Here is a 14,054-nt window from a genome sequence, read left to right on the forward strand (position 1 = left end):
CGTCACATTAATTCGAATGCACAGATTTAACGAAAAATCTCGGAAATTTCGCCAGGGTCACTGAATTTTTTGGCTATGTATTCCTTTGAAATTATTAATTTTTTTCAAATGAATAAGCGTATTCGATTGTTAAGTTCGAATACGCTCGTATGTTCGATGGCAAATAAGTTACTACTATCAAAGTGTTTTGATAGTATAATAAAAATCTAATGTTTGAGACTGATTCACAATTTCAATGGCAAGCACTCATGCACTAGTATCTCGACGTTGAACCTTTACGGGAGTAAGCTATTCGATGCAACTATAATTACATTGAGCTTAGTTAAAAATAACACCTACTACAACACCTATTAGCACAAGTAAATAAGGTGGAATTCTCCAGCGTATTAAAAGCAATAAAAATACTGAAGCTATTAGTATATCTGTTCCATCTTGAATAGTTTGCGTTACTATAGGTTGAATAAAAGCAGCAGCTAAAATCCCAACAACCGCAGCATTTGCTCCGGCAATCGCTCCCCTTAATCCAGCGATTCGGTTAAGTGCGAGCCAAAAAGGCATTGCCCCTACTATTAGTAAAAAAGCTGGTAAAAAGATAGCTACTGTAGCTATGATGGCCCCTGGTACTCCAGCAATGACCATACCTATATAGGAGGCAAACGTAAATAATGGGCCAGGGACCGCCTGTGTCATTCCGTAGCCAGCTAAAAAATCCGAAGAACTCATTAATCCACCTTGAACAAACTGTGCCTCTAGTAAAGGCAACACGACATGACCTCCACCAAACACTAATGCACCTGATAGATAAAACTTTTCAATCATCGTAAACCATTCATATTGAATAAATGGGCTAGCTACTGGTAAACCAACAAGCAATATGACAAACAGCGCTAAAAAACATACACCAGTCGTTTTTGAAATAGGTATAACCGCTTCTTTTAAGTCATCCCTCTCAGCCGTTTTCTTAAAAAATTGATAGCCTATGACAGAAGCAAAGAAAATAGCAGTTACCTGTGCAAGTGGATGCATCCATAAAAGCACTACTACAAGTGCTAACAAAGCGATTATAAAATGGCGAATACTAGGGATTAATTTTTTTGACATATCAAAAATAGCTTGTGCAACAATAGCAACCGCTACTAATTTTAAGCCATGAACCCACCCCATCTCCAACTCAGTCTGTGTAGAAAAATAGGCAAATGCCATAAGCAGCAAAACTGACGGTAATGTAAAACCAAGAAATGACACAATACTACCAAAAATTCCGCCTCTTAATAAGCCGATCCCCATCCCTACCTGGCTCGATGCTGGTCCGGGTAAAAATTGACTGAGTGCAACAAGCTGACTGTAGTCATGACCAGATAACCATTTACGCTTTTGAACATATTCATTTTGAAAATACCCTAAATGTGCAGTGGGACCCCCAAAGGATGTACAACCTAATTTAAGCGAAACTAAAAAAATTTCCCATAACCTACGCAATATCTTCAACTACTTTCCATATCATCTATATTTATATTACGCGGGGGAAACCTCCTCTTGGATTAAGATATTGTAAAATTTTTTTGGTATGTTGATTATCTATTTTTATCCATATTAATTTAGAAGGCTCTGATTTCTGCTACAGGCTACAAAATAGGGATATATTAACAAAATAGCAACAAAAAGGATCATCAACATAACGTGTGGTTGATTTCCGTTCCGACTGGGCGCTTTCCTGGGGGCGTCCGATGAGCCGCTTCACTCGCGTTGCTCGCTCCAGGGTCTCATCTGTGACGCTAATCCCCAAGGAGTCGCCCAGTCTCCACTCCAATCAACTAATATACGAAGCATACGTTTTAACAAATGTCATCCACAACTTTTGGTGATGAGCCAACAAAAAACAAAAAACCCTTTTATCACTCAATAGTAAATCTATTATTTCCTAATCAACACGCCTGGTTTTTAATAAAATTAAGGTTAATCAAGGATAGTTATTTTTCCCTAATCTTAACAGCAGAACCGAGTTCACTTCCATCTACAGCAACAGGAATTAGCTCATAGCCCTTCCCTGTTAAATATACTGCATCGAGGCGAACACCCCACTTCGTATAATCTTCGTTTAAAGGATACGCAGTGTTGAAGTCCCAAGATTCTCCTGATGCTGATTGGATTTTAAAATGTATCGCTTCATTTAACAGGCTATTCTCAGAATGAAAGTAAATCGTTGTTGATATTGGTGTAGAAATAACCTTCTCTATCGTTATCTCTTGACCATCTAATAGCTTCACTTTTTTCGCAACAGTGAACGTCTTCCTATCTTCTTGTAATTGCTTTTGTGAAGCTTCCACTTGAAATTCCCACGGCTCGTCAATCTTTTTTTCCCCGTTCCAGTCGTTATAGCGAATATCTAAATTTAATATTTTGTCCTTTGGTAGTTCACTCAATTTCACACTACTATAGATGGTAAAAACCTTATCGGATTGTGCGATGGACTGTCCTCCATTTCTAACCGTGAATTCTTTCCCATTCACAAAAACTTGTGGAAAGAGATAAATTTGATCATCGAAATTTACATCCTTTACTGGCTTAAAGGTAGCATTCAATAAGATCTGATTATCGTCAATTATTATTTCATTTAATGTTAAACGTCCAAGTTTATTTTCGGTAGTTTTACCAACAACTGTTTTGTATGCTTCAAAATTCAATTCCTTATAAAACAAAAAATAAAAAACAAATACACAAGTAACTACCAAGAAAAGCAATACTACAATAAACCATGCTTTACGTCCTCGATTTTCCTTAGGCTGACCCTCGACTATCAAATCATTGGACATCATGTACACCTCATTCTAAGAAAGTATGTCTACACAAATGCTTTTTATTTATTGTAGTTTTCAGTTGAACATTATATAACCTCTAACAATGTCAAGGCGTGACGGATTTCACTATGTATCAAAAGGAATAATTTATATTCCTTTAATGCGTTGAAAAACTTGAAGAACAAAATGGTAAGGAAATCTTTGTGATTGTTGCAAAATGAGGGTGATTCAGTTTCAGGCCTCGCGTTCATATGAGCTAGCGTCAAACCGCTTTCTTCACTTACATTGTTGCTGTCGCTTCGCTTTCGCACAGTCAAAACCATATTGTTGCTGTCGCTACGTTAGCACTACGCTTTCGCACAGTCAAAACAAAGCGCTCAGTCGGAACGGAAATCAACCACTCGTTTTACCGAAGAGCCATGCTTTGTCTGACACCTTAATCATTTCATTCACACAATAACACTATGAAAGGAATAATCTATATCCCTTACTCTTGCTGTCGAATCTTTCTAGCCTCTCCCATTAAATAATCTACAAATACCTCATCTTTCACTAACCATGCTTGATAATTTCTTTTTAAAAACCATTCCGCTTCATAAAAGCTTGTAAAGTTTTGATCTAATGGAAGTTTATTTTTTTCAATTACCCAATCAAAATCACTTATTGAATATAGGAGGAAAATTTCTTTCTTGAGGTTTTTATACAATGTCCCAAAAGAAGAAAACCTTAAATTATAGCTATTTCGTTTCGCATCCTCTGGTATTGGTTCTATATGAAATGTTTGTGCCACGTACTGCTTATAAGCTTCATCTGTTAAAGAACAACCAGCTGCCTTTTGATGGCCTCCCCCTCCGAATTCTCCTGCAATTGCCGAAACATCTATATGATCATGAATCGTTCGAAAGGAAATCTTTTTGCCTCCCATATTTAAGATAGCTATAAAATCAAGGTGTACATTTTCTTTTCCTAATTCATTACCAAGCTCGGAATGATAAGATTCTGCATAAACCACACCTGTAAAGAATTCTCCCATTGCTGTTTGCACTAGTTCCCTTTTTTTCCGGCGGATATAACGTTTTATTTTCTCTTCTTCCATGTTTAAAATTTTCTTTTCAAATTCATCAAAATCAAATTGCTCACTTGATTTTAAACGTTCAAGCATTTTTTCTTCAAATTCCTCGATGGACACCAAATAAAAAAGTGTATTTAATCGATGTGCTTGGTGATTTTCATTCTTTTCCCATTCCCATGTATCGTACTGTCTCACTAACTCTACAAATTCTGTGATGGAATTCGTTTTTTCTATTAACCCCTGTGTGATAAGATACTGATAAAATAAGGATGTTGCTGATGTTAAATATCCGTTTTCATCTTCGACTACTACTTTACCCCATTCATACTCGTTCAAATGGTGAGCCGTTTTATGATGATCAAGCAGTTGAACATTGCCAGTTGCGTTATAATAATCATTCAATCTTTTTTCAATTTTCTCATTCGGAGATAAATCGGTAATAAATAAAAAAGTATCTTGCTGGTTATTATCTAAAAAGTACTCAATCTCTCGGTCAAGCGACGCAATTGAATTGTATCTTACTTTTACTTGATCATGAAAAGCTAGCTTGGCTAAAATTCCGCAACCTACGCCATCTAAATCATTATGTGATAGCAATTTATACATTTTTTCACCTCAATAAATAGTATGGTTTATCGTTGAAAAAATTATTGGTATGCGAAACAAGAAAAAACTTTATGTGAGTTTTGGGAATGCTGTTGCAATAATTCGAATAAAGCGACCATAGAACAGAATTTGCATCTATGCAGATTCTGTTTTGACTAAAGTAGTACTCTCTCCAATAGTCATAAAGTATTAAAACTTTCACTTTATTGTTAAATCAAAAATTATTAATTACATAGTATTTATCATTAAGTATTTATTTTCTACAATGCTTAACATTCACTATTTTTTACAATAATTCTCTCATAATTGTCACAAAAACCCTCTTCAACACAACCTTTGTACAAATATCCTATTAGCAAATCTCCCTTTTCAATTAATTAGATTATTTAAAAATGTCAAAAATTAATTTTTTAAGAAAATATAAATTCATTTTTTGTTATAATATGCTATTATATTTTTAGTAAAACGACCTATTTTTATGCAATAAAAAAATAGAGGAAAAATGAACTATAAAGGATGATAAACATGAAAAAAATCCAACAATTATTCCAAAGCGAAGACGGAAATATCGAACAAAGAGAGAATTTTTTATCTCTGTTAGAGAAAATTGTTTCATCATTAGATGAGTTAAAGAATCCAAAAATAACAACTCTTGGACCGATGAAAGAGCGTTCTGACAATTTTTACAAAGAGCTAATGCAAGATCATCAAGTACCAACTTCAGGTGTAGGACTTGATCAGGTTGTGGATGGATTAACACAATTGATGCAAGGACATCCTTACCATACACGCAACTTTGTAACAAATGTTTTACCAATGGCCAGCATTCCTGGCATTTTAGGTCAATTTACAAGTGCCTTACTTAACGGTAACAATCTATGGGATGTATACGGACCAGCTGCCGCAGAATGTGAGGTAAAGGTTGTAGCAATGATGTCGAAGTTAGTTGGTTACGACTATACGCAAAGCTTTGGCTACACAACATGGGGAGGACAAGGGGCTGTTTTCAGTGGGCTACGTCTTGCTATCGCTAAACAATTCCCTAACGCAAAGGAAGATGGCGTACCAAATAATTTATATTGCTTCGCTTCAGAAAATGCGCATTACAGCTTATTAAAATCAATCGAAGCAGTGGGCATCGGGAGCAAACATTTAATTCGTGTTAAAGCTGGAAAAGATCATTCAATGGATATCGAAGACTTACAAGCTCGCATGACGGAAGTTATAGAAAACGGTGGCATTCCGGTGTATGTAGTAGCTACAACTGGTGCTACAGATCAATTTGCCATCGATGATGTACAAGCGATCAAAAACGTTACAACTAACCTTGAACAAAAATATTCCTTAAAACCAATACATATTCATGCTGATTCAGCTTTAGGTGGTTTTTATGCCTTTTTCAATGATTATGATTTTAAGGCAAATCCACTTCAGTTCGAGTCTGATGTTTTACAAGGATTAGAACAAATTAAAGAACGTATGCAATATCTGCCTATCGCTGATAGCCTTTGCTTTGACTTCCAAAAGCTTGGTCAAACGCCGTATTTAACTAGCCTATTCTTAATAAAAGAAGGTAAACATTTGCAGTTGTTAGATATTGAGGACTTCGACACACCTTATGTAGGCAATAGAGGCTATGGTTCTTATCACACAGGCTATACATTAGAGTGCTCTCGTATGGGTAGTTCAATTGCTATTTATGCAGCATTACAAGCCTTTGGTAAAGAAGGCTACCAACAAATATTAGCAAATTATGTGCGTGTCAATTTAGCATTCCGTGCGCAGTTAGCTGAAAAGACTCCAATGTTACAAGTAGTCAATGAGGATAATATTGGACCAGTCACAGCATTTCGTTTGTATCCTGAAGGCTTTAATTGGAAATCTGAACAGTCAGGTAGCTATACACAAGATCAGATTGAATATATTAATGGCCTTAACGCTTCTTTATTTGAGATTATAGGTGAAGGTCGTGACGAAGTATTTTTCGGTGATACAACACGAGTTTGCACTGTCATCACGAGTGATACAAAACAACAGATGCCAGTCGCTGCTGCAAAATTCTTCTCTATTTCTCCTTATACTAAGACGGAGCATATTGGTGATATGATTCATTTCTTACAACAAAAGTTAAAAGTTTTGGAGGATGCTAAAGTTGAATATAGTAACTAAGCTAAAGAGTTCTTTACTTTATAAATATATTGCTAGCTTTACTATTCCTATTACTATTATTTCAATTTTATTTAGCGTCGTATTATTTATTGCGTCCAATCAAATTATCAATAATTTCGTTATTACACAATTTGAGTCATCTTTAGATGTTATTTCTAAAACTATTTTTGAAGATATAGACATAAACGACGTCAAAGCTGCAGATGACGGTGATAAGGATAAATATGAAGAACTATTAAATCAATTAAATGAAACACTTAAAAAGTTTAATATTGAAAATGCCTACGTCCTTTCACGTGCAAATGGCAAGGAACATATTGTTGCATTAAGCAATAAAGATAATCAACAAGAAGACTATGTTTTTAGTAAAGACATGCATGAAGCGTTAGATTCTGAAACCGTTAAATCTAGTGAAATTTATAAAGATGAATACGGTATTCATAAATCCATTTTTATACCATTTAAAGATACTGATATGCTTTTTGGTATAGATATGGACGCTTCCTTCATTTCTAAACTTCAAACACAGGCTATTTGGATTTGTATCGTTATGACCTTAATTTTTGTGATATTCGGTGGTATCGTGGCTTATTTCATTAGTAAAGGCATTATAAAACCAATTAAAAATATGACTGGCTATGTGAGTAAGGTGGCAAAAGGAGACTTAGCCGTGGAACCACTTCATATTCAGGGTTCTCATGAAATTGCACAGCTTTCTGAAGGCATTGAAAATATGACTGCAGACTTACGCTCGCTTATTCAGCAAATTGCTGAAAATGCTGAGCAAGTGGCTGCTATGTCTGAAGAGTTAACAGCAAGCTCTGAGCAAACAAGTGCATCTATTCAACAAATTACTTCTTCTATGCAAGAAGTAGCTGCGGGATCAGAAAAACAAACTTCCTCTATTGAAGAAGTAGAACATCATATTACAACAATCTCTACAAAGATGTCAGAAGTTGTAACGAGCGTTAATGATGTCACTACTAAGGCATTTAGTGCATCTTCTATTTCAGAGAAAGGCAATTCGACGATTCAAAATGCTACTGAAAAGATGGCTGTAACATCTGATGCAATTCAAGAAACTTCGGTAGTTGTGGAACGTTTAAGCACATACACAAATGAGATCGGTGACATCGTGACATTAATTAATGAAATTACTGATCAAACAAATTTACTTGCTTTAAATGCATCGATTGAAGCGGCTCGTGCTGGTGAGCATGGTAAAGGCTTCGCAGTTGTAGCAGAAGAAGTACGTAAGCTGGCTGACCAATCATTAGCTGCAACGAATAGTATTCGAACACGTATTGAAACAATTAAGGAAGAGTCTGCCCAAGCCGTAAAATCAATGGCAATAAGCAGTAATAATCTGGCTGAAAGCTCTACTACTTTTAATGCATCAGGTGAAGCTTTTAAAGAAATCAATGCACATATTACTGAACTAACTCAAGAAATGGATCAAGTTAACAACATCATTACTACAATGAACGAAGGCGTTAATAGCATCGCCATTTCTGTAGAGGAGGTTGGTGTAGTAGCCGTTCAAGCATCTGGAAACATTCAAAATGTAGCAGCTGCTTCTGAAGAACAATCAGCAAGTATTGAAGAGATTACTGCGTCGTCCAATAATTTAGCTGAGATGGCACAGCAACTTCGCAATATCATTCAAAAATTTCAGTTATAAGAAAAACTAAGCAATAATATTCTTCTTTCTGATCACAAAAATCCGCTATACTTTTTGTGGGTAAGTTTCTCCCAACAGAAGTCTATGCGGATTTTTGTTATGCTTTTTAAAAGTACTTCTATTTTAATACCCTCTTGTTCATCCATTTAATCGTTTCTTCTAGCCCTACTCTATATGAAGTACCCGGTAACATGCCTATTTCCTTTTCGTATTTTTCCCCGCTTAAAATGACCGGTTTTTCTGTTAAATACAACATCTCAACTACTTCTTTCATAGAAGGAGAAAAAATTCCGATAAGACGTATCATCCCTTTAGAGACTGTACGAATACCTTTTTTGTAGCCTGTGATGTCCCGTAAAATTTTTACTAGTTCTTCCCCTGTAATTGTATGAACAGCTGGCACGTTCCAATTCTGATTATATGTGTCATCTCGTAAAGCAAGCTCAACCATAGCCTTTGCCCCATCAACTGTATAAAGGAATTCCCTTTTCACCTGCATATTTCCGACAAAATTAGCTTTTTTACCTTGTGCAACTTTTTTTAACGTTTCATAGAGTATTGTATTCTCTGCATTCGGTCCATATAAATCAGGCAAATGAACGATTAACGAGGGTATATTACTTTCCTTCAATTTGTTTTCCATTGCTAAACGAATTTTCCCCTTCTTTGTCTGGGGTTCTTTTCTCGTCTCCTCTGTAATTCGATTTGTGGATTGTCTCCCATATGCATAAATATTATCAACAAGCGCAATCTTTGCTCCTTGCTTTTCGGCTATTTTAATGACCATATCTAAGCATCGATTATGTTGCTTTGCCCAATCCTGATACGGAAAACTAATAGCATGAAAAATAACATCCACACCATTTGAAGCCTTCATCATTTCCTGTTCATTAAATGCGTCGCCAGAAATGATTTCGACATTTTTGTGATGCTGAAAAAGTGCCACTAATTTTTCTTTATTTCTAGCAAATGCCTTTACATGTATATTTCGGCTTACTAATTCATTTACAAGAGCATAGCCCATCCCACCAGACGCACCAACAACTAATGCAGTTTTCAAACAGAATACCCCCTTTTATTAACCACTGGTCAAATCACTGTAAAAAGTAAGCTCTAGATTATTTGTAACCTAGAACTACATTTCCTTATGTTAAGGCCTTAAAAAGAAATTTTGCATGAACATCTACCGCCTCTTTCGCTTCCTCATAATTTTTTACATAGTGACGATAATGAGCGACAAAACCATGTAGAGCAATAAATGTAGAATGTATATCTGAAATTAACAGTTCAGTCTTTGATAAGGACTGTACAGATTGTGCAAATTTTTCATAACTAAGATTTGCTGCCTCTTGTGAAAGTCCATCAATTTCACTGTCCCTTATCATAAACATTAATTCATATTGGCTTTGATTATTTAAACCAAACGCCATAAAGCCTACAAAAACATTGAGCAGTTTTGTGTTATTATCTTCAGGGCCATTTACAGTTTCATCTAAAGTATTATTTAGTTCCGAAAAATAATTACCTAAAATTGCGTAAAAAATTTCAGCTTTATTTTTAAAATGATAGTAAATAGCCCCATGACTACAGCTAAGTTCTTTAGCAATACTGCGCATCGATACTTGGTAAAAATTCTTCGTAATAAATTGCTTATGCGCCTCATTTATTATCATTTCTTTCGTCAGATCTTTTGTTGACGGCTTACGTGGTGACATAACGTCCTCCTTATTTGACCAGTGGTTAATTAATAGTATATGGATAATTTTCGCATTTAGCAATAGTTACTAAAAGGAAATTTACTTCTTGGATATCAGCAAAGTAAAAAGACGAATATTAACCAAAATAATCGGATCACCTACATGGAAGGCGATCCGATTAAACTATAATTATGAAATTAAACTTTTCACAACTTTTGAGATAATAGCACCTTCTGCTTGACAAGTTAATAAAGGTTTTGCAATTTTCATCGCTTCTCCCATATTCATCCCTTTGACAACGCCAGCTGCCACAAGTTTTTCTACAATTTCTTCTTCAGATAATTGCTTTGGCAAAAATGATTTTAATAGTACTAATTTCGCTTCCTCTTTTTCAATTAAGTCAGCTCGTCCTGCATTTTGAGCACCCTCTAATGCCTGATTTGTTTGCTTAACCTCACGATTAACGATAGCAATTTCCTCTTCAGTCGATAAAGTTTCTCCCTTTTCCTTTTCAGCTAAATCTAGGGCAGATTTCAAAAGCGATAGTACGCCTTTTGCTAATACGTCCTTTTCTTTCATTGCCTTTTTTAATTGTTCAAATACCTCTGTTTTTAACAATCTTTTCACTCCTTCTAGCCATTTATTTCAAATAATATTATACCATCAAATACACCTTAGCGTAATTGTGACTGTCGCATTGCTTGCTCCACATAAGACATTTCTGAATAAAGAAAAAAACACCGTACCCCTTTAGGTTACGGTAAGTTAACTTATACTATTTTGTTTGTTGAAGAACAGATACTTCAGCTTTTGTCTCTAATAAATCAAGTGATACAATTCCAATTTTTGAATCTAAAACATCAATTTTTTTGCTTAAATTTTGTTCAACCTTATCTAACTTTGCTTCCACTACTTCGATTTTTTCATCTAATCTTCTTTCGACTGTATCGAGTTTCTCTTCTAATCTTCTTTCGACCGCTTCAATTTTCTCCTCTAAACTTCCTTTAACCGCTCCAATTTGTTGCTGAAGATCTAATTTCATTTCTTGCATTTGCTTAGAAAGCTCCAAAATTGCTTGAAGGATGGTATGTTGATTCACTTCTTGTTTCATGATCGTCTTCCTCCTCACTTTTATATAATCTATTAATCTATCTATTAAATTCACGAAATTAATTATATTGACATCCACCAGAGGCTTTAGGCTAACAGATATTTTTTGTGCGAAAGCGCAGCGTCAGCAACAGATGTTTTTTGTGCGAAAGCGCAGCATCAGCAACAGATGTTTTTTGTGCGAAAGCGCAGTGCTAACGTAGCGTCAATAACAGGGTTTTATCTGCACGAAAGCGAAGCGGCAGCCGCAACAACACGACGTTAAAAAAGTAGAGTTACACATAAGTAACTCTACTTGTCATTCTATCTATGATTTATCTCAAAGTCAAAGTATTAATAGATGGGATTTGTCAAGTATTCATCCGTTAATTTTACTTCAAATAATCTCATGATTTACCCTTTGTATGTAAAACTGCTATAACACATAATATGTTATTAATTCTCCTAATAAGTAAAGATACTAATTGCAAGAGTCATTCAAATATTACTCTTTTGCATTTACCCAATAGACAAAACCAATAACCGCTCCCCCAATAATATTACCTAGTGTTACAGGTAATAAATTTGAAAAGGCTCCAGCAAACGATACTAGTTCACCATGAGGTACTAAAAGAGCAAGTGAAAACAATGTCATATTTGCTATACAGTGCTCAAATCCGATTGTAACAAAAGGAAAAATACAACAGAAAATCATCACTATTTTCCCAGTCTCTGTCTTTAATTTATAGGTACACCATACTGCCAAGCATACAAGCAAATTACATAAAATACCTCGACATAAAAGTTCAATGAAACTACCACTCATCTTAGCTGTAGCCAGTTTTTCAATGTAAGCTGCTGTGTCTCCTGCTGCTAGCCCCGAGTAAAAAAATAATGCCGCTCCTAAAAGAGCACCAAAGAAATTTCCTATGTAACTAGACATCCAAATGCCTAACATTTCTAACGGAGAGGATTTTTTTGATAGTGTACTAACCGTTAAAACTAAATTATCACCCGTAAATAAATTTGCCCCAGCCATCATGACCATACTAAGGGCCACACCAAATGCTAATCCTTGTACGATTTTCATACTTGGTACCCCAGCAGGACTCAATAAGCCTCCAATAGTAACGATGAGCAAAATGCCAAAGCCAACAAAAAGCCCTCCAAAAATTGCCTGCAGTAAATAATTCACAGGTCTATGCTTCATCATTCTAATTTTGGTTTCAGCTGTTAAACAAACAGCAGAAATTGTTTCTTTCATACTTTCATCTCCTAAAAAACATCAAACTAATTTATATCTCATTTTTAACGCTGATCACAAGTGGTCACCCCATTTTCACTCTAATCAACTTATAAACAAGAGTTTCATTTTATCAAATAATATCCCGAAATAATGGTTATTAGCAGATTTAAAGTAAATTGCATCAAATTAACATATATTCATGTATTTTATAAGGGAAGAGCGTATAAAAGTAGTAAGATATATAGTACGAAGGTTGTACTTTTTCATATGTGCCAGAAATGGTAGCACTTTTGAGGAAACTGATTGATCATGATGCCACCCAACTATTGCATCACTAACAACTGGTCAAATCAAGTGCTAGAGATCGAATACCTATCCAAAGCTAAAAAAACGAAGGGTAGATTAGATTCCCCTTCGTATCTCTATAGGCTGTCAATAGCTTGATCCTTCCGAGGCTTTAACTACTGCTGAAAGAAGTCAAAAAAATCTTCCCTTTAGTGGCTTTAGAAGATTCAACGGCCATTATCGCCTTTTTAATGTCTAACAAATCATAATAAGAATCAACTGCCATCATTTTTAACGCACCACTATTAACTAGATCAATTAAGTGATTAAATGTATTTTGCCATCTTTCAATCGAGACTTGCTTATTCCAATGACGTAAATGGAACATATTTGCCTTTACATTTGCCTCTTTAACGATACTTTGCCAATTCACTTGTACACCTGATAAAAGACCAATTGCTAAAAAATTGCCTCCAGGTTTCAAACTGAAAGCAAGTTCATTACCTGCTGCCCCTCCAACGGAATCAATAGCTGCATCAGCACCTTTACCATTTGTTAGTTCCATTACTGTCTCATAGAGCGGTTCTATTGAGGTATTTATCACATAAGAAGCGCCAAGCTGAATCAAAACGTCAGTATGACTATTATTTCTCGTGACCGCGATTAGATGAAAACCTAACAATTTTGCAAGTTGAGCAAAAATATGTCCAATTGCGGACCCACAAGCATTCACTACTAATACATCATTTGGTCGCAATTGTAATATGTCTGTACAAGTTACCCACGCCGTCATTGGGTTGATATACATTTGGGCTGCAGTAAAATCATCTATTGAATCAGGAATTGGAATAGCAAATTCTGCGCTAGTCCTTACAATTTCCTGCCAAGTCCCTTCTCCTCGTAACGGTAATACACGCTTTCCGATAAGATTTTGAGAAACAAACGGGCCTACATCCTCTACAATCCCCACTCCTTCGTAGCCAGGGATAGTTGGTAAAGAAATGCGATGAGCATACTTTCCCCATATTGGTATTAAATCAGAAGGATTAATAGGTCGTGCCAGCATCCGAACAAGAATTTCATGTTCTTGAGGAGGTGCAATCGTTCTATTTTCAAACTTCACAACGTCCTTAGGGCTTCCAAATTCATATAATTTAATGCATTTTGCTTTCAAACAACTGTAACTCCTTTATGATTAATAGTATTATTAAAACTACTCATTAAATAACATCATTCCTGGAGCATCGGGATCACGTACTTTGAATCCAAGTTTTTGATAAAAAGGTTGTTTACCCTTTGCACATGAAAGCTGAATCCATTTTATATTTTCTTTTTGACAATGCTCTAACAAGACCTCCATAACCATTGTGCCAACCCCTTTTCGTCGATAATCATGGTGCACCATGACATC

At 35.5% G+C, this 14,054-nt stretch carries 14 protein-coding genes; 3 read left to right on the forward strand and 11 right to left on the reverse strand.

The features are described 5' to 3' along the window. Window positions 1-318 precede the first annotated feature (318 nt). From chrA to AB9L17_RS16885, 4 genes are all read right to left on the reverse strand, one after another. Window positions 319-1,479 (reverse strand): chromate efflux transporter, encoded by a 1,161-nt coding sequence (gene chrA, locus AB9L17_RS16870; RefSeq protein ID WP_375199511.1) that lies wholly within the window; start codon window positions 1,477-1,479, stop codon window positions 319-321. Between the two features lie 139 nt (window positions 1,480-1,618). Next, window positions 1,619-1,786, reverse strand: a complete 168-nt coding sequence (locus AB9L17_RS16875) for a hypothetical protein (protein WP_375199512.1) — start codon at window positions 1,784-1,786, stop codon at window positions 1,619-1,621. Window positions 1,787-1,970: 184 nt separating this feature from the next. After that, window positions 1,971-2,816: a DUF4179 domain-containing protein gene (locus tag AB9L17_RS16880; RefSeq protein ID WP_375199513.1), complete on the reverse strand. Its 846-nt coding sequence runs from the start codon at window positions 2,814-2,816 to the stop codon at window positions 1,971-1,973. Window positions 2,817-3,285: 469 nt separating this feature from the next. Then, window positions 3,286-4,476 carry a DHH family phosphoesterase gene (locus tag AB9L17_RS16885; protein WP_068983641.1) on the reverse strand — a complete coding sequence of 397 codons (1,191 nt, stop codon included), beginning with the start codon at window positions 4,474-4,476 and terminating at the stop codon, window positions 3,286-3,288. 525 nt (window positions 4,477-5,001) lie between these two features. Here AB9L17_RS16885 and AB9L17_RS16890 point away from each other — a divergent pair. Next, window positions 5,002-6,645 carry a pyridoxal phosphate-dependent decarboxylase family protein gene (locus AB9L17_RS16890; RefSeq protein WP_375199514.1) on the forward strand — a complete coding sequence of 548 codons (1,644 nt, stop codon included), beginning with the start codon at window positions 5,002-5,004 and terminating at the stop codon, window positions 6,643-6,645. Then, entirely contained in the window at window positions 6,629-8,326 is a 1,698-nt protein-coding gene (locus tag AB9L17_RS16895; protein ID WP_375199515.1) for a methyl-accepting chemotaxis protein, read from the forward strand. The genes AB9L17_RS16890 and AB9L17_RS16895 overlap by 17 nt, the downstream gene beginning before the upstream one ends. A 118-nt stretch (window positions 8,327-8,444) precedes the next feature. Here the strand turns inward: AB9L17_RS16895 and AB9L17_RS16900 are convergent, their stop codons facing one another. The 4 genes from AB9L17_RS16900 to AB9L17_RS16915 all read right to left on the reverse strand — a co-directional run bounded on the left by AB9L17_RS16900 (window position 8,445) and on the right by AB9L17_RS16915 (window position 11,134). Beyond that, complete coding sequence (locus AB9L17_RS16900) at window positions 8,445-9,386, reverse strand: SDR family NAD(P)-dependent oxidoreductase (protein WP_375199516.1); 942 nt, start codon at window positions 9,384-9,386, stop codon at window positions 8,445-8,447. Between the two features lie 85 nt (window positions 9,387-9,471). Further along, on the reverse strand, window positions 9,472-10,041 hold the full coding sequence (locus tag AB9L17_RS16905) for a TetR/AcrR family transcriptional regulator (RefSeq protein ID WP_068983645.1): 570 nt from the start codon (window positions 10,039-10,041) through the stop codon (window positions 9,472-9,474). 171 nt (window positions 10,042-10,212) lie between these two features. Then, window positions 10,213-10,641 (reverse strand): GatB/YqeY domain-containing protein, encoded by a 429-nt coding sequence (locus tag AB9L17_RS16910; RefSeq protein ID WP_375199517.1) that lies wholly within the window; start codon window positions 10,639-10,641, stop codon window positions 10,213-10,215. A 157-nt stretch (window positions 10,642-10,798) separates the two neighbouring features. Then, window positions 10,799-11,134 (reverse strand): hypothetical protein, encoded by a 336-nt coding sequence (locus tag AB9L17_RS16915; protein WP_068983647.1) that lies wholly within the window; start codon window positions 11,132-11,134, stop codon window positions 10,799-10,801. 105 nt (window positions 11,135-11,239) lie between these two features. Here AB9L17_RS16915 and AB9L17_RS16920 point away from each other — a divergent pair, with 105 nt between their 5' ends. Next, window positions 11,240-11,398, forward strand: a complete 159-nt coding sequence (locus AB9L17_RS16920) for a hypothetical protein (protein WP_375199518.1) — start codon at window positions 11,240-11,242, stop codon at window positions 11,396-11,398. A 219-nt stretch (window positions 11,399-11,617) separates the two neighbouring features. On the opposite strand, the gene AB9L17_RS16925 is transcribed toward AB9L17_RS16920, so the two are convergent. From AB9L17_RS16925 to AB9L17_RS16935, 3 genes are all read right to left on the reverse strand, one after another. Next, window positions 11,618-12,376, reverse strand: coding sequence for a formate/nitrite transporter family protein (locus AB9L17_RS16925; RefSeq protein WP_068983648.1), 759 nt, complete (start codon window positions 12,374-12,376; stop codon window positions 11,618-11,620). A 439-nt stretch (window positions 12,377-12,815) separates the two neighbouring features. Next, the gene (locus AB9L17_RS16930; RefSeq protein ID WP_375199519.1) at window positions 12,816-13,817 is read right to left on the reverse strand and encodes a zinc-dependent alcohol dehydrogenase family protein; all 1,002 of its coding nucleotides are present in this window, start codon (window positions 13,815-13,817) and stop codon (window positions 12,816-12,818) included. 39 nt (window positions 13,818-13,856) lie between these two features. Then, window positions 13,857-14,048: a GNAT family N-acetyltransferase gene (locus AB9L17_RS16935; RefSeq protein ID WP_254660120.1), complete on the reverse strand. Its 192-nt coding sequence runs from the start codon at window positions 14,046-14,048 to the stop codon at window positions 13,857-13,859. Between the last annotated feature and the right edge of the window lie 6 nt (window positions 14,049-14,054).

The organism is Lysinibacillus sp. RS11 (assembly GCF_042019215.1).
Lineage (GTDB): Bacteria > Bacillota > Bacilli > Bacillales_A > Planococcaceae > Lysinibacillus > Lysinibacillus xylanilyticus_A.